Here is a 16,040-nt window from a genome sequence, read left to right on the forward strand (position 1 = left end):
ATCACGAAGGTCGTGCCTGCACGCATCTCCGGCCCAGCCACACGACTGTCAGAACCGGACAATCAGGCCGAGAGTTCCACTACTCCGGAGCCCTGGCCCGAACCGTACCTCCTCGCTCGATCAACTGGCCGCCCACATGGCCTTCCACGTAGGCGAGATCTGGCTCCTCTTCAAAGCGAAGGACCGTGAAGGCCCCCATGACTCCCGGGTAACTGCCCTTGGCACTCGGCACGATCTGCAGGGTGACGTTCATCCGGTCAGCCAGCTCGATCAGATGCTGTATCTGGCCCCGCATGACCTCTGGGCCCCCGACCGGCCTCCTGATCGCGTACTCGTCGAAGACCACGACGAGGTGACAGGGCTCCTCCCCCTGGAGGATCGCCTGGCGATCGAGCCTCGTCGCCACGAGCTCGTCGACTTCTTCGGGCGTCCGACCGGCCTTCAACTGCTCGTACGCGTACTCCCGCGTCTGGAAAAGGCCCGTTACCACCATGGCCTCGAACTTGTGAATCACCCGCGCCCTCGCCTCGCGCTGGAGGAACTCCGCGAAGCCGGGCGGGAGGATCTGCAGGTGGCCGAGCCGCTGGATCCACTCCCATAAGCGAAGAAATGCCCCTTTCGTCTCGAAGAACGTGTCGCAGTCCTTCGCGAAATCCTCGGAGGGCGCATTGTCTCCGCGCTCTATCTGGCCGACCCATTGAGGCGAGTAGCCGAGTCTCGCACCGAGTTGCGGGCGCCCGAGACCTGCCGCTTCGCGACAGGCGCGTAGTTCAGCACCGAAGTACTCGATGGGAGTTTTCGGGACTTCGAGATCACGAGGACGACGGGGCATCGTTGACTCCACAGGCCGGAGGGCAGCACCGGTTTCGACTGCGCCAGGGGGACTTTTCCAGGCATTCATCTCGCTCTCCCGATTTTAAATCGAATACCAGAAGCCGTGGAGCGATTAATCAAAGAAGCCGGCCATGGTGGATCCAATGTGGCGAGGCGGCCCCGCAAGCCGGTCACCCGGCCACCGCACGCCGCCGTTCGACGCGCTACGACCGGCCTCGGCGACCGGGCCGCCTCCGCCCCGTTCGCGCGGGCGTCACCGGCCTTGACGATCACCTGACAGCGAGTCGCGGCATCGGTGATGATGGTTGATCTCAACGACGAGAATTCGAGGAGACCGCCTTGGCGGAGCAGAGGGCACTCACTCACCCGATTCCCGACCTGCTCCAGGCGACCCGCGCCGAGATCACCGCCCTGCTGCACGACGACCGGGCGGGTGCGCCGAAGATCACGCTGCGTGCCGGGCGCCTTGTGGCGCAGGCGGGCGATGAGCACGAGTACGTCTTCGAATGCAGGCGGTGGAACAAGGCCCTGGTGGGCAAGGACCTGCTCATCCGCGCGGCGCGCTCCAAGGCGCCCTGGGAGCGGGCCGTCGCGACCCGGTCGCCGGACGGAAAGGTCCGCGTCGTCACCGCCGCCGATCTCGGCCAGCGCCCCGAGGGCGCGACCCTCACGGAGGACGAGACGTCCGGCTGGGAGGTCCTGGCCGACAGGCTCGCGCAGGCCGGCGACTCCGACTCGCCGCTGAAGCTCCCTGTCGCGTCCTGGGTCTTCGGTCTGGGCCGCCCTCGCATCGACCGCTGCTCCACCCCGGCGCGGTTCATTCGCGGATACGCGGAGCGCCGGTTCAACGCGCGCCAGCGCGCCGCCGTCGAGCAGGCACTGAGCAGCGAGATCACCTTCGTGTGGGGGCCGCCCGGCACCGGCAAGACCGAGGTGGTCTCCGCCATCGTCGAGGGCTGCTACCGGCAGGGGCACCGGGTCCTGTTCGTCGCCCCGACCAAGGTCGCGGTCGACCAGGCGCTCGAACGCGTCTGCGCGCTGCTGGCCTGTGAGGACGGGTTCGACGGCGGGCTCGTCCAGCGGGCGGGGGATATCGCCGTCGCCTCGCTGACGGAGAAGTACGGCGACCAGATCGTCCCCGAACGCGTGGCCGAGCGCCTGGGCGGCGAGTTGGACTCCCGGATCGCGGAGGAGTCGGAGCGCCTCGACGGGATGCGGGGCCACCTCGCCGTCCACGAGGAGTACGCGGCCCTGCTCGGGCACCGCGACCGGCTGGCCCGCGAGATGGAGGGCATCATCCGGGCGCTGTCCGAGATCGAGCACGACCGGTCGGCCGCGCTCCAGGCGATCGAGGTCCTCCGGCGTCAGATCACCGACCTCGGCCGGCCGTCCGGGCTGTTCGCCCAGCGAAAGGCCGCGAAGCTGGCGGAGCTGCAGGCGGGCCTCGCCGTCCAGGAGGGGAAGGCGTGGCAGATCGACCAGCACAGGCAGGCGGCCATACGCGACCACGAGATCCGCGCCGCCGAGTTCGCTGCTGCGAGGAGCGGGGCCGAGGAACTCGGTCTCCGGGTGCGCGACGTGCCTGCGGAGTCCTGGCTCCGCACCGAGGTCCCCCGATCGGCCGACCGGCTCAAAGAACTGCGGCGGCAGCGGCAGCAGATCGCCGAGGCGGTGCGCGGCCGCTGCCGCGTGATGGGCACGACCGTCTCGAAAGCGGTACAGACGCGCACGCTGATGGACGGCGTCGACGTCGTCGTGATCGACGAAGCGGGGATGGTGAACCTGCCGTCGGCGTGGTTCGTGGCCGGCCTCGCGGGGAAGCGCGTCGTCCTGGCGGGCGACTTCCGCCAGTTGCCCGCCATCACCCACGGCTCCTCCAGCCGGAAGGCGCCCCCGGACGCCAGGAAGCACTCTCGCGAGTGGATGGACCGCGACGCGTTCCACGCCGCCGGCCTCGTGGACGAGAGCGGCAGGGCCCGCCCGGACGCAAGGATGGTGTGCCTCAACGAGCAGTACCGCATGCGGCACGCCATCTGCGCCATCGTCAACGAAGTCGCTTACCGGGACTCTCCGCTGGCGACGGGCCGGTCCGAGCGCAGCCGTCTGCCGTCCTCGCTTGTCGAGGAACCGCTCGTGCTCGTCGACACGTCCAGCCGGCGGGTCGCGAACACCGTCGGCAGGGAGGCGCACAAATCCAACCCGGTACACGAAGCGGTCATTCATGAGCTGATTCGCGGCCTGCAGTACGACGGAGTACTGCCCGCACGCAAGCATCCCGTCCCCCCGGAGCGGCGCGGGCCGACGGACTCGCTCGGCATCATCACCCCGTACCGAAACCAGGTGAACGCTCTCGGCACGAGCCTCAGAGAACGCTTCGGCGTGGAATACGACGGCCTGGTCGACACGGTCCACCGGTTTCAAGGAAGCCAGCGGCCCATGGTCATCATCGACACGGTCGCCGGCGCGGGCAGCAGGCTGGGTTTCTTCTACGAGGACGTCGGCCTGGCGTCGACGACGACGAGACTCCTCAACGTCGCGCTCAGCCGGGCGCAGGACCACCTGGTCGTCGTGGCCGACGTCGAGTTCCTGCGCCGGGAGTTGCCGCCGCACGGCGAGGCGGCACGGATGCTCCGCCACCTCGAAACCCACGCGCAGCGGCTACCGGTCGAAGACCTGGTGCCCGTTCGAGCGGCCTCCGACCTGGGAGGACTCGACGAGAAGGAACTGGCCCGCCCGGCCTTCTTCCCCGCCGACGAAGTCGCACGCGCCGTGGCCTGGGACATCGCCAGGGCCGAGACCGGCATCGACGTCTACTGCGCCTTCCTCAACGACAGCGCGGTCCGGAAATGGCGGCGCCTCCTCGCCCGCCGCATCTCGGAAGGTGTCCGAGTCACCGTGCACACCCGCCCGCCCGAGCCCGGTTCGCCCCAGGCCAGGCTCATCGACCTGCTGCGCGGCGAGGGCTGCCAGGTGACGCAGCGGGAGCGCATGCACGAGAAGATTCTCATCCTCGACGACACCGTTCTCTGGCATGGATCGTTGAACCTGCTCGCCCACAGCGGCTCGACCGACCTCATGATGCGCATGACCGACCGGGGAGCATGCGAACGCGTCCGGCGGATCATCGACGCTGCCCGGATGGACCGCCCCGCACGCACCCCGCGCCCACGAGGCGAAGGGCAGGCTCCTCGCGCCGATCGGAGTCCGTCCGAGGGGGACCGCCCGGGCGCGGGCGACGTCGTCCACGGTCGGCTGTACGTATCCGTCCCGTTCGATGAGAAGGACGAGTTCAAGAGCCTCGTCAAGGCGGGCGGCAACCCCTACGCCCTGAGATGGCACAACGAGCTGAAGCTCTGGAGCATGGGAGAAGGCGTCCCGCGAGACCTCGTGTCCCGCTGGCTCCCGTGATCCGCCTCGGAGAACCCCGCCGGCCAGGCGAACCGCTACCGTTCGCCTTCACCTGATCCGGCGCCGGTCTCGTCGACGGTCAGGACGGAGCGGTCGAGGGCGCCGGCGCGGTAGGCGGCGGCGCCGATCGTCTGGGCGGCGACGGGCGCGGTGATCAGCTGGAAGACCGCGACCAGCAGCAGCGGCGCGGCGGCCGCGACGGACTCCGCCTGCGGCGCCGCGCCCGCGAGGACGAGCAGCAGCCCGATCGTCTGCGGCTTCGTCGCGGCGTGCAGCCGGGTGAGCAGGTCGGGGAACCGCAGCACGCCGAGCGCGCCCACCGCGCAGAAGGCGGCGCCCGCGGGCATCAGGACGGCGGTGGCGACGTCGCCGGCGTTCACGAGTCCCCCTCCCGCCGCGCCGCGAGCCGGGCGGCGGTGACCGACCCGACGAACCCCAGCAGCACGAAGGCCACCAGGATCGTGGCCTGCGCGGGCTCCCCCCACACGGCCGAGTGCACCGCGATGCCGCTGACCAGCAGGACCGCCAGGACGTCCACGGCCATGATCCGGTCGAAGGAGGTCGGGCCGCGGACGAGCCGCGCGGCGGTCATCAGGATCGCCGCGCCCAGCAGGGCCATGGTGAGGGTGTAGACGACGGTCAACGCGGTTCCTCCTCCGCTGTGTCCTCCGGTGTCACGAGGGCCTGCATCAGCCTGTGCTCCGTCCGGAGCACGCCGTCCCGGGCGGCGTCGGCCTCCCGCCGGTCGCGGACCGGCATGCAGTGGATGCGCAGGACCGACCGGTCCCAGTCGAGGTCGACGAGCAGGGTGCCGGGGCGCAGCGTGATGCTCGTCGTGACCGCGAGCAGGACGAGCTCCGAGCGCGTCCGGGCCCTCACCTCGATGACGGCGCCCCTGGCCCGGCGCGGTGCGCGCAGGGCGTGCCACCCGATGACGAGGCTCGACACGAGCAGGTCCCACGCGAGCTCCGCGCCGGCCTCGGCGAGGCGGAGCGGCCGGATCCGCCTGACGAGCGGGACGGCGGGCAGCCTGCTGGCCGCGTAGGCGATGAGCACGGCGATGACGCCGCCGACGACGATCAGGGCGTCGACCCGTCCCCACAGCAGCACCCAGACCGCGAGCAGCCACGCCGTCATGCCCAGCCGGGCGCCGACCCTGCGGACCGCGTGGTTCACGGCGTCCTCCCGTCCAGCACGGCGTGCCGGTAGGCGGTGGGCTCCACCAGGTCGGCCGCGGCGCGGGCACTCCATGCCGACAGCGGACCGGCGAACAGGGCGATGAGGAGCCCGCCCGCGACCATCAGTGCGGTCACCGCCTGCATGGCCCGCACCCCGCCGCGCGTGTAGGGCTCGGCGGCGGGCGGCTCCCCCGCCTCCTCCGGGCGGGGGCGCCAGAACCCGAGCGCCCAGATCCGCGCCATCGCCATGAGCGTGAGGAGGCTCGCGAGCACCGCGAACCCCGTGACGGCGTACGCCAGCGGCCGTCCCGACCCGAGGCCCGCCTGGAACAGCGCGAGCTTCGCGACGAACCCGGAGGTCGGCGGCACCCCGCTCACGCTCATCGCGGGGATGAAGAACAGCACGGCGATGAAGGCCGACAGGCGCGCGATGCCGCCGAGGCGGTGCAGGGAGATCTCCCCCGTGCGCGCCTGTATCAGGTCGCTGACCAGGAACAGCGTCGCCTGCACCACGATGTGGTGGACGAGGTAGAGGATCGCCCCGGTGAGCCCGGCGACGCTGAACAGCGCGAGGCCGAAGAGCATGTAGCCGATGTGGCCGACGAGGGTGAACGAGAACACCCGGTGGATGTCGTCGTTCGCCAGCGCGCCGAGCGTGCCCACGACCATCGTCGCGGCGGCGAGGAGGAGCATCACCCACGACCCGTGCTCGCGGGGGAACACCAGCGTCTGGACGCGGATGAGCGAGTACACCGCGGCCTTGGTCAGCAGCGCGGCGAACACGGCGGTGACCTTGGTGAGGGCGGCCGGGTAGCTGTCGGGCAGCCACAGGTGCATCGGCACGATCGCGCCCTTGATCCCGAACACCACGAGGAACAGCAGCCCGAGCGCCGTGCGGGTGCCCGCCGGCAGGTGCGGGACGCGCTCGGACAGGTCGGCGAGGTTCACCGTCCCCGCCGCCGCGTAGGTCAGGCCGAGCGCGGTGAGGAACATGATGGACGACGTGAGGCTGACGACCGTGTAGGTCATGCTCGCCCGGAGGCGCGCGGCCGTCGGCTGGAGGGTCATCAGCACGTAGCTCGACGCGAGCATCACCTCGAACGCGACGAACAGGTTGAACAGGTCCCCGGCCAGGAAGACCAGGCAGACCCCGCCGGTCAGCGCGAGGTAGGCGGGATGGAACACCCCCGGCTCGCTCCGGCGCTCCAGCGCGCCCGCGCCCTCCGCCACCGCGTGCAGCATGATCGCCAGCAGCACGGTGCTGGACACCACGAGCAGCAGCGCCGACAGCCGGTCGGCGACGAGCGTGATCCCGAGCGGGGCCGCCCATCCCCCGGCCTGCACCGCGACGACCCCGTCCCGCGCCACCGCGACCAGCACCGCCACGGCGGCCGCCACCACGCCCGCCCCGACGAGCGGCGCGAGGATCCGCAGCCAGGACCGGCGCCGGCGGCTGGCCATCGCGAGCGCCGCCCCGAGCAGCGGCAGCGCGAACGGCATGGGGAGCAGGACGTTCATCCGCTCTCGTCCTCCTCCAGCGGGTCGCGCCGCTCCGGCGGTTCGTCCCAGGACGCGCGGACGTGCTCGGCGCAGATCCGGCGGTCCTCCACGTCGTCCTGCACCTCGTCCTCGCCGAGCAGCCGCCGGCTCCGGTAGGCCAGCGCCAGCAGGAACGCCGTGACGCCGAACGTGATCACGATGGCGGTGAGCGCCATGGCCTGCGGCAGCGGGTCGGACATCGCCCGGTCCGCCTTCGCGCCGAGCAGCGGCGGCGCCCCGGCGGCCCCGCCCGCCAGCAGCAGGACGAGGTTGGCGCCGTGCCCGAGGAGCATGAAGCCGACCACGACGCGGATGAGGGACCGCTGCATCAGCAGGTCGAACCCGGCGGCGAACAGCACGGCGACGGTCAGCACGAGGACGAGCGCGGGACCGGTCATGCCGTCTCCTCCTCTTCGTCGTCTTCATCCGGTTCGTCCTCCAGGCTCGCCCCGAGCGTGGAGAGGATCGTCAGGACCAGCCCGAGCACCAGCAGGTAGACCCCGATGTCGAAGAACAGGCTGGTGGGCAGCTTCACCTCGCCGAGGACCGGCAGCGAGGCGCTCCAGACCTCGCCCTGGAGGAACTGCCCGTGCGGGAACCCGCCGTCCGCCCACCCGGCCGCGCCGGTCGCGACCGCGAGGCCCAGCCCGCCGCCGAGCAGGACGCTCGGCCGCACCGGCAGCGCGCTCGCCAGTTCCCGGCGGCCGCCAGGCAGGTAGCGCAGGGCGAACGCCATGCCCGCCACGAGCCCGCCCACGAACCCGCCGCCCGGGCGGTTGTGGCCCGCGATCAGCAGGTAGAGGGAGAACACCAGGACGGTCGGGCCGATCAGCCGCGCCGCCGCCTCCAGGACGACCGAGGAACCGCCCAGCGGCGGCCGCCCCGGCGCCGCGAGCCAGCGGCTCCCCGGCTCGCCGGGCCCGCGCCCCCCGCCGGTCGGGCTCGGCAGCCGCCGTCCGCTCGTCACCAGGCCGACGACGCCCATCGCCGCGACGCCCAGCACCGCGATCTCGCCGAGGGTGTCCAGCGCCCGCATCTCGACGAGGATCGCGTTCACGATGTTCTCGGCCCCCTCCTCGGCCGCGAGAGGGGCGTACCCGGCGCCGACCGGCCGGGTGTTCCGGCTCAGCGCCGCCACCACCAGGAACAGCGCGACGAACCCGCCCAGGCACGCGCTGATCGCTCCCCCCGCGGCCCTGGCAGGCCCCGTGCGGCGCCGCGGCGGGTACCGCACCGGCAGCCGCCGCAGCACCAGCACCAGCATGATCAGCGAGAGGGTCTCCACGACGAAGAGCGTCAGCGCGAGGTCGAGCCCGCCCTGCGCCACGAACAGCCCGCCGATCGCGTAGCCCGTCCCGGCGAGCAGCAGCGCGGCCGTGAGCCTGCGGCGGGCCCGCCGCGCCGCGAGCGCGCACCCGATCACGACGACGGCGAGGACGACCTGCGCGGGATCGTCCCACGCCCGGAACCGGTCCACCGGCATGCCGGGGCCCGTCCCGCGGACCAGCCCGGCCACCAGCGCCGAGCCGGGCACCACCAGCACCGTCGCCCCGATCACGCCGAGGTAGACGGGCAGCGAGCCGATCTGCACGCGCGCGGTGAGCGCGTGCGCCCCGGCGAGGACCCCCTCGACCGCGCCGTCGTAGCCGCGCTGCGCGTCCAGGAACCGCCACCGCGCCCGCCCGACGGGGAACGTCCGCCCGAACAGGACGAACACCACGACGCCCAGCACGAGCGCGAGCATGGACAGGGCGATCGGCAGCGCGAGCCCGTGCCACAGAGCGAGCTTGTACTCGCCGTCCCCCGGCAGCGTGTCCGCGTACGGCCCGACGAGCTTCTGCATCACCCCGGGGATGACGCCCAAGGCGAATCCGGCCGCGGCGAGGACCACGACGGGCCCCACCAATCCCCAGCGCTCCCTGGGCGACACGTCCGCCTGACCGGCGAAGGCACCGAACAAGAACCGGATCCCGTAGGCCACGGTCAGCGTGGACCCGGCCACCACCCCCACGAGGACGACGACGGCCCAGCCCCCATGCGCGAAGGCCTCCACGGCGGCCTCTTTAGCCACGAACCCCAGGAAGGGCGGCAGCCCGATCATGGACGCCGTGGCCGCCGCCGCCGCGACCGCCAGCACCGGCAGCCGTCCCCACGCCCCCGAGAGCCGGTCGGCGCGGCGCGTGCCCGTCTCGTGCTCAAGCGCGCCGACCGTCAGGAACAGCGGTGCCTTGAACAGACCGTGGGCCAGGAGCAACGCGGTGCCCGCCAGCGCCGCGATCCGCGTCCCGTCCCCCAGCAGGACCATGAGGAAGCCCAGCTGGCTGATCGTCCCGTATGCGAGCAGCCGCTTCAGGTCATGCTGCCGCAGCGCGAGGATCCCGCCCGTCAGCAGGCTCAGCAGCCCCACGCTCAGCACCAGCGGGCGCCAGACCCCGGCGCCCGCGAACGCGGGCGTCAGCCGCGCCACCAGGTAGACGCCGGCCTTCACCATGGCCGCGGCGTGCAGATAGGCACTGACCGGAGTGGGCGCCACCATCGCGGCGGGAAGCCACGCGTGCAGCGGCACCTGCGCCGACTTGGCGAACGCGCCGAGCAGCACCAGCACCACCCCCGCCGTCGCGAGGCCGCCGCCCGGCGGATCGGCCACGATCGCGGAGATCCGGTACGTCCCGGCGGTCTGCCCGACCAGCACGAACCCGGCGAGCATGACCAGCCCGAACGCGGTCGTCATGAGAAGCGCCTGCGCGGCCGCCCTCCGGTCCTCCGCCCGCTCGGGCCGCGGCGCGCCGATGAGCACGAACGAGCTGAGCGTGGTCAGCTCCCAGAACACGTACAGGACGAGCAGGTTGTCGGACAGCACCAGCCCCGTCATCGCTCCCGCGAACGCGACGAGCGTCCCGACCATCAGCCTCTCGGAACGCTCGAAGTACCACCCCGCGTAGCACAGGACGACGGCCCCGACCCCGCCGATCAGCAGCAGCATGACGATGGACAGCGCGTCCAGCCGGAAATCGAACACCAGCCCCAGATCCGGCGCCCAGTCAAACCTTGCCGTGACCGGCTCCCGCCCGACCTGCGCGGCGGCCCACCCGGCCGTCCCCGCCGGCAGGACCGCCGCCGCACACGCCATCAGGCGCCGACGCCGCCCGAGCGCCCAGGGCACCGCGACCGCGACGACGGCATAGGCGAGAACCAGCGCGAGCATGCCGCCGCAGCCCCCCTCCGCAAGGCACGTCGCCTCCCACCTACCCGATCAACACCCCCGAAACGACCATCCCGCCGTATGAGAAGACCGCGCGACCCCCAACAGCACCGACACACAAAAGAGCGCCCGACCCGCCCACGGGCCAGGCGCTCAAACACCGAGCGAGGGGACGTCAGCGCTTCAACTCAGCGACCGAACCCCCGGAGTTCCCCGGCCACCGGTGGACGTCACGACGCCGAAGGCTTGGCTCTGAGGCCGTCCAGCATTACGCGGGTGACGGCGTCGCCGGGCTGGGCGCCGGGGCGGCAGACGGCGGTGCTGAGGATCTCGACGGCCTCGGCGGGGCTGATGTCGTCGCGCATCGCGCCCGCTTCCTGCACCTCCTTGACGAACTCCAGGAAAAGGCCGTCGACCTCGTCCTGCAAGACGAGCCGCTCCTTCGGAGCATCGCCGTCCGCGACGGACTTCACGAGCGCGAACGGCTGGCTCGCGCAGAAGGCCACCACCTCGGTCAGCGCGTCCCAGCGCGGGATCTCCCGCTCCCGAAGCCGCCGCATCTCCGAGCCGAGGTGCCGGAGCGCACTGCTCGCGATCTCCTCGACGAGCGCTCGCCGGTCCGGGAAGTGCCGGTAGAGGGTGCCCACGCCGAGGTCGGCCGCGCGCGCGATCTCCTCCATGCTGACGCCGGGCCCCCGCTCGACGAACAGGTCGAGGGCGCAGGTGACGATCCGCTCGCGGTTGCGCTTCGCGTCGGCCCGCATCGTGTCACTCCCAGAGGTAACCGGAACAAGGGATTCAGGTTATCCTGCCCAAGCAGAACCGGAAGATCCGATTCACCTTTGGAGCGGCTCATGCGCATCGGACTGTTCGCCATCGCCGGAGCGGCGCCCCTGGACGACCTCGTCGCCCAGGTCCGCCTCGCCCGGGACACCGGCCTCGACAGCGTCTTCTTCGGGCACACGGCGTCCTGGGACGCCCTCATGACCGCGGCGGTCGCCGGACGCGAGCTCCCCGACATCGAGGTGGGCACCGCGATCGTCCCGACCTACCCGCGCCATCCCCTCGCGCTGGCGAGCCAGGCGCTCACCGCGCAGGCGATGACGGGCGGCCGCTTCACCCTTGGCATCGGGCCGAGCCACCCGCAGGTCATCGAGGGCTTGCACGGCATCGCCTACGAGCGCCCGGTGCGGCACGTCCGCGAATACCTGTCCGCGCTGCGTCCGCTGCTGCGCGGCGAGGAGGTCGACCACCACGGCGAGACATTGACCGCGGTAGGCACTCTCGACGCACCCGGCGCCACCCCGCCCCCGGTGATCGTGTCGGCGTTGGGCCCGGCCATGCTGCGGGCGGCGGGAGAACTCGCCGACGGCACCGTGACGACCTGGGTGGGCGCCGACACGATCGCCGACCACATCGTCCCGTCGATCACCAAGGCCGCCGAGGCCGCGGGACGCCCCGCACCGCGCGTGCTCGCAGGCGTCATCGTGGCCCTCACCAACGACCCGGACGGCGTCCGCCGCGACCTGGCCGACCACTTCGGCCCCGCGTCGGACTTCCCCGCCTACCGGGCGGTCCTCGACCGCCAGGGCCTGACCGGCGTCCACGAGACGGTGATCGTAGGAGACGAGGAAACGGTCGCCCGCCACCTGCGCCGCTTTGAAGACGCCGGCGCCACGGACCTACTCATCAGCCCCTACGGCGACCCGGCCCGCCTATTGAAATTCGCCGCCGCCCTACGCTGACCGGCTCCCGCCCCCGCCGCCTGCCGGTCCGGCCGCACGCCGCCCGAGGATCCAGCGCAGCCGGCCGGCCTGCCGGGCGCCGAGCACCGGCTCGGCCGTGTCGATCAGCTTACCGAGGTGTAGCGCCGTTTCCTCGGACGGCATGCGGAACGCGGTGACGGCACTGCGGCGCGACCAGTCGATCAGGTCGTCGCGAGCCCGGGCGCCGAGTTCCGCGTCGCGGGCGGCCAGCAGGTGGAGGTCGGCATGGACGCGGGTCCAGGTGTCCATGCCGCAGAGCTGCTCGTAAGCCCCCACGCGAACGTGCGGCGGTGAATCGGCGGCCAGCAGGGCCCACAGGCGCGGGGCCGGCACCGCACCGGGCTCGCCGCGCAGTCCCCGCCTGACCGCTCGGACGACCACCGGGGCGGGATCGGCGAGCATGCCGGCGATCGGGGCGACGGGGCCGCCCAGGCGCCGGACGGCCCGCACCGCTTCGGCCCGCACCCGGGGCCTCGGGTCCTCCAGGAAGGGCAGTAGCACATCCACGTCCTGACGCGTGCCGCATTCCCCGAGCCCGGCGACCAGTGCGCGGACCCGGCCAGGTGCCCGATCCGAGGCCAAGGCGTCGCGGTAGATCACGGCGGGATCGCGTCCGGCGCGGCGGGCGGCCCACTGCGCGGTGGCGCGCATCATCGCCGACCGATCCGCCAGGTGGGCCACACCCGCGTCGGGACGGCCGAGTTCCACGAGTGCGGTGAGCGCCGCGACGCCGGCCCTTGCGCCTCCTTCTCCCAGCAGCCGCTCCAGCCCGTCAACACGCCGGCACCGGAGGGCATCGGACACCAGCCACTCCGCACAAAGCATCTGGCAGACCACATCCTGCTCGTCCAAAGCAGCGAGCAGGACCTCCTCGTGCCGGGGACGGTCCGATGCCAGCCACGACCGGTACGCCAGCCGCCGCACCCCGACGTCCTGCTGCCCACGAGCCGACGCCAGCACCTCGTCCGGGGCCGCGCGCAGCGCTTCGGCGACGGCCTCCAGAGCGTGTCCGCCGCGCTCCCACGATTCGATCGCCACCGCCACACCGGCTGCCGCCACCAACGCGGCGGTATCCGCTGACTTCAACGCCGCGACCAAAGACCGGCGCGCGGCCTCGCGCACCTGCGGCGCCCAGTCGGCGGTCCGCAGCACCAGGGCGGGCAGCAGCACCCCATCGGCGCCCATCCCCGGGTACGCGACGGCCGACTCCCGGCGGCGGCCGTCCGGGGAGCAGGCCGCCACCAGCCGCGAAAGCCGCCCGTCCCGGGGCAGCCCGTCCTCTGCCATGGCGAAGCTCTCGCTGTACACCACCTCGGGAGAGCGCAGCGCCCGGTCGAGCCCGATCCAGGTCGCCGCGGACGCGACCTCCAACATCACGGCGGCCTCGTCCGAGGGCCCCCGGCCGGCGGCCGCATCGGCGACCCGCATCGCCAGCCAGGTGTGGCCCCGGGCGTGAAAGTCGCGAACGACGCGGATCGGCCCGGCCAGATGAGCGTTGAACTCCTCCAGCTCCTCGGCCGGCACCCAAAGCTCCAGGATGCTCCGCCCGCCGACCTGCCGGACGGGGTAGCGGCGCGCGAAGTCCGCGTCCAGCTCGAACCGCGTCACGAACCCGGCGCCCGACGCCGCCACGTTCCAGTCCCGCGCGATCTTCACCGCGTACGCCTCGTTCAGCACCGGATAGAAGATCGGCTGATCCGGCAGCCGACGCGGCCAGGCCCGCCATTCCGACGCACGCACCAGCACCAGCTCCGCCGGGCCGACCGGCCGCCACAACGTCACCGTCGCCCGCCCGCCCGCACGCACCCCACCCCGGTCGTCGATCATGGACCGAGTCTGGCCGCCCTACCGAACGGCGACAACCGGATAACCCACCCGCGCTCAGCCGCCCGACGACCTCACCCCGCAGGGGGCGATGTCTCAGCGGACGAGGTGGGAGTGCTGGGCCGGACGGCGGCGCGGACCGGGTCGCGGAACCATTGGTGGCCGCGATCGGATGAGTGGCACGGGTGCCAGGCCATACCAATCTCCACGGCCAGAATCGCGACGGGGATCAGGAACGTGCGCATGCCGAGGGCGGTGACGGCGCCGGGGAGCCATCCGTCGAGGCTGAGGCAGACCAGGTCGCTGGTGCGGCCCATCAGCAACGCGGCGGTACGGCTGGGTACAACGGCGGCGACGCACCGGCGCAGTCCTCGCTGAACGAGCGCGATGTCGCTGGGGCCGTGCCGTCCGCCCCGCCGGGAGATGCCGATGTAGTCGGCCGCAGCGAACCGGCGCGCGTCGACCGGGCCGGCAACAAGGGATAGTCGGCCAGGGCCTCGGCGCAGGTCTCGGGATCCAGGTGGTTCAGGACCCCGAGTTCGAGGTCCACCGCGCCCTGGCGCAGGGCGGGAGATCCCTCGATCGGCTCCGAGAGGAAGACCAGCACGGCATAAGGAGCCTGAGCGCGCACACGCTCGGTCAACGGGTGGCCAGGTCCGCAAGGAGGAGATCGCTGATCTGGACGGTGAACGCCCGGTCCAGGTCGGGAAGGCCGGGGGAACGCCGGGGCGAGAACGGCATCGGCGCGTTCAAGGGGCAGGCGGACCTCCTCCCGCAGTCGCACCGCGCGTGGGGTGGGAACCATCTGCTGACCGGCACGAACCAGGACGGGTCGCCGGTGGCGCGACTCAGCCGTCCGAGCATTGGGCTGACGACGCCCGGCGACGTGCCGAGCCGCTCAGCGGCGCGAGTGACGCCGTTCTCCGGAGGAGGGCATCCAGGGCCGTCAGCAGGCTGAGGGCCACGGCACCCTCCACCACATTGCGTCGGCTGGGGGTTACCACGCAAACGCCGCCAGGCGCAGCGAGCTCACCGCCATCGCCCCTGACACACGGCGGATCGTCGAGGTCGTCGACCTGGCGCCGGAGCACGGCCTCGCGCTGGACGCCGAACGCGGGCTGCTGCACGCGAGCGTCGAAGGATCCGCCGCCGGGCCAGGGGCGCAAAAAGCGCCGCCGCCGTAGACGAGACATCCCGAGCTGGCGTGGCGTTGGTCTGCACTTGGACTTGCATTTCGATAGTACTTGCGGCCCCTCGACCCTCAAATACCTGAAAGATTACTCAACCGCCACCGAGCCGCGAACGTCCCTCAGCAAGCCCAGACAGTAGATCAAGATTGCAGGGGATTGAAGGCGAATCTAAGGTGGAAGGTGAATGCTACCCGGCACTGGCGGGAAGCATGCGAATATGACGACTTACGCTAAGTACACCTTGGATGACGGGTCGCAGGTCTTGTTCGAGAAGAATGCGGACCGACCGGCCGGAGGCGGCGATAGCGAACGAACCGCAGAGGATCTCCTGCTCAAAGCGCTCGAGCGCCGCTATAATCTCGCCACCTCTTCTCAGACTCCACTAGATCTTCCCATTGACGACCCGGCACTTCGGGCCACAGCATTCTGTGACTTGCTCTACTCGGCGACGGGCAGCGGTCCGACGGGACGCAAGCCCGAGGTCAGCGACGGCGGTGCACTGAAATACAAGTTGGATCAGGTAGCCGCCGCCGCGTCGGACATGGCCAAAGAACTAAGATCCAAAATAGACCCCATGGACCCCATAGAGATCGAACTGAAGTTCGGCATGAAGGTTTCAGATGAGGCGGACTTCATTGTCGCCAAATGCCGTAGTGAGTCCGCCGTTGAAGTCACCGTGCGCTGGAGATGACGCACGGGGAAGCCGGCACGCACCCACCAAGGCGGCAACGCGCGGTCTCCCGCAGAGCTGACTGCCCGGGTCCCCGCCTCCAGCGCCCCGACCACCCTTGCGGCCCTGGCCGCCTCCCCACGCCGATCAGCCGCCAGACCCGAGGTTGGATGGCGGCCTGTGCCGGGTATCGCTAGAAGGACAGGAAAATCTACCGGGAACGTTTCGAGACGATCCGAGCTCGCAACCGGCGACACATCAGAAGGTCTTAGGCCGCAACCAGCGACCAACCAGAACACAATCCAAGACCGCAACCGGGAGCCGGGGAGCGAAGCTCCCCACCGGGGGGTTCCGGGGGGTCCCCCCCGGGCTGGCACAACGGGCCCCGGCGAAATCGAGCGAAGCTCGATGAGCAGGCGACGCCGCCTC

The 16,040-nt window shown here is 71.6% G+C and carries 13 protein-coding genes and 1 pseudogene; 3 read left to right on the forward strand and 11 right to left on the reverse strand.

The window, feature by feature from the left end; genetic code table 11:
* Positions 1-79 precede the first annotated feature (79 nt).
* Positions 80-844 (reverse strand): helix-turn-helix domain-containing protein, encoded by a 765-nt coding sequence (locus ABWI07_RS27310; protein ID WP_353820210.1) that lies wholly within the window; start codon positions 842-844, stop codon positions 80-82.
* A 329-nt stretch (positions 845-1,173) separates the two neighbouring features.
* On the opposite strand from ABWI07_RS27310, the gene ABWI07_RS27315 reads away from it, so the two are divergent.
* Positions 1,174-4,242, forward strand: coding sequence for an AAA domain-containing protein (locus tag ABWI07_RS27315; protein WP_353820211.1), 3,069 nt, complete (start codon positions 1,174-1,176; stop codon positions 4,240-4,242).
* Positions 4,243-4,277: 35 nt separating this feature from the next.
* Here the strand turns inward: ABWI07_RS27315 and mnhG are convergent, their stop codons facing one another.
* The 7 genes from mnhG to ABWI07_RS27350 form a co-directional block, all read right to left on the reverse strand.
* The gene (gene mnhG / locus ABWI07_RS27320; protein WP_353820212.1) at positions 4,278-4,622 is read right to left on the reverse strand and encodes a monovalent cation/H(+) antiporter subunit G; all 345 of its coding nucleotides are present in this window, start codon (positions 4,620-4,622) and stop codon (positions 4,278-4,280) included.
* A complete protein-coding gene (locus tag ABWI07_RS27325) occupies positions 4,619-4,885 on the reverse strand; it encodes an MrpF/PhaF family protein (RefSeq protein WP_149257533.1) in 267 nt (88 codons plus the stop codon). Before ABWI07_RS27325 ends, mnhG begins: the two co-directional genes overlap by 4 nt.
* On the reverse strand, positions 4,882-5,418 hold the full coding sequence (locus tag ABWI07_RS27330; protein WP_353820213.1) for a Na+/H+ antiporter subunit E: 537 nt from the start codon (positions 5,416-5,418) through the stop codon (positions 4,882-4,884). Before ABWI07_RS27330 ends, ABWI07_RS27325 begins: the two co-directional genes overlap by 4 nt.
* Complete coding sequence (locus ABWI07_RS27335) at positions 5,415-6,938, reverse strand: Na+/H+ antiporter subunit D (RefSeq protein ID WP_353820214.1); 1,524 nt, start codon at positions 6,936-6,938, stop codon at positions 5,415-5,417. Before ABWI07_RS27335 ends, ABWI07_RS27330 begins: the two co-directional genes overlap by 4 nt.
* Positions 6,935-7,357 (reverse strand): Na(+)/H(+) antiporter subunit C, encoded by a 423-nt coding sequence (locus tag ABWI07_RS27340; protein WP_353820215.1) that lies wholly within the window; start codon positions 7,355-7,357, stop codon positions 6,935-6,937. The genes ABWI07_RS27335 and ABWI07_RS27340 overlap by 4 nt, the downstream gene beginning before the upstream one ends.
* Positions 7,354-10,164, reverse strand: coding sequence for a hydrogen gas-evolving membrane-bound hydrogenase subunit E (gene mbhE / locus ABWI07_RS27345; RefSeq protein WP_353820216.1), 2,811 nt, complete (start codon positions 10,162-10,164; stop codon positions 7,354-7,356). Before mbhE ends, ABWI07_RS27340 begins: the two co-directional genes overlap by 4 nt.
* 227 nt (positions 10,165-10,391) lie before the next feature.
* On the reverse strand, positions 10,392-10,925 hold the full coding sequence (locus tag ABWI07_RS27350) for a TetR/AcrR family transcriptional regulator (protein WP_353820217.1): 534 nt from the start codon (positions 10,923-10,925) through the stop codon (positions 10,392-10,394).
* 90 nt (positions 10,926-11,015) lie between these two features.
* On the opposite strand from ABWI07_RS27350, the gene ABWI07_RS27355 reads away from it, so the two are divergent.
* Entirely contained in the window at positions 11,016-11,906 is an 891-nt protein-coding gene (locus tag ABWI07_RS27355; RefSeq protein ID WP_353820218.1) for an LLM class F420-dependent oxidoreductase, read from the forward strand.
* Here ABWI07_RS27355 and ABWI07_RS27360 read toward each other — a convergent pair.
* The 3 genes and pseudogenes from ABWI07_RS27360 to ABWI07_RS27370 form a co-directional block, all read right to left on the reverse strand.
* Complete coding sequence (locus ABWI07_RS27360; protein WP_353820281.1) at positions 11,898-13,355, reverse strand: HEAT repeat domain-containing protein; 1,458 nt, start codon at positions 13,353-13,355, stop codon at positions 11,898-11,900. The two genes, ABWI07_RS27355 and ABWI07_RS27360, sit on opposite strands and share 9 nt — an antisense overlap.
* Before the next feature lie 27 nt (positions 13,356-13,382).
* Positions 13,383-13,754: pseudogene (locus ABWI07_RS27365) on the reverse strand (ADP-ribosylation/crystallin J1); the annotation flags it as partial.
* Positions 13,755-13,825: 71 nt separating this feature from the next.
* On the reverse strand, positions 13,826-14,068 hold the full coding sequence (locus ABWI07_RS27370) for a type 2 periplasmic-binding domain-containing protein (protein WP_353820219.1): 243 nt from the start codon (positions 14,066-14,068) through the stop codon (positions 13,826-13,828).
* A 1,090-nt stretch (positions 14,069-15,158) separates the two neighbouring features.
* Here ABWI07_RS27370 and ABWI07_RS27375 point away from each other — a divergent pair.
* Positions 15,159-15,632: a CU044_2847 family protein gene (locus ABWI07_RS27375; RefSeq protein ID WP_353820220.1), complete on the forward strand. Its 474-nt coding sequence runs from the start codon at positions 15,159-15,161 to the stop codon at positions 15,630-15,632.
* The last annotated feature ends 408 nt before the right edge of the window (positions 15,633-16,040 follow it).

Origin of the sequence: Actinomadura sp. NPDC000600, assembly GCF_040492135.1 — a bacterium.
Classification (GTDB): Bacteria; Actinomycetota; Actinomycetes; order Streptosporangiales; family Streptosporangiaceae; genus Spirillospora.

Bases quoted from the DNA above. Each gene is read 5' to 3' on its own strand.
- ABWI07_RS27360 (WP_353820281.1), bottom strand. From the start codon at position 13,355: ATGCGGGTCGCCGATGCGGCCGCCGGCCGGGGGCCCTCGGACGAGGCC.
- ABWI07_RS27375 (WP_353820220.1), top strand. From the start codon at position 15,159: ATGACGACTTACGCTAAGTACACCTTGGATGACGGGTCGCAGGTCTTG.
- ABWI07_RS27370 (WP_353820219.1), bottom strand. From the start codon at position 14,068: ATGGGCCGCACCAGCGACCTGGTCTGCCTCAGCCTCGACGGATGGCTC.
- mbhE (WP_353820216.1), bottom strand. From the start codon at position 10,164: ATGCTCGCGCTGGTTCTCGCCTATGCCGTCGTCGCGGTCGCGGTGCCC.
- ABWI07_RS27350 (WP_353820217.1), bottom strand. From the start codon at position 10,925: ATGCGGGCCGACGCGAAGCGCAACCGCGAGCGGATCGTCACCTGCGCC.
- ABWI07_RS27340 (WP_353820215.1), bottom strand. From the start codon at position 7,357: ATGACCGGTCCCGCGCTCGTCCTCGTGCTGACCGTCGCCGTGCTGTTC.
- ABWI07_RS27335 (WP_353820214.1), bottom strand. From the start codon at position 6,938: ATGAACGTCCTGCTCCCCATGCCGTTCGCGCTGCCGCTGCTCGGGGCG.
- ABWI07_RS27355 (WP_353820218.1), top strand. From the start codon at position 11,016: ATGCGCATCGGACTGTTCGCCATCGCCGGAGCGGCGCCCCTGGACGAC.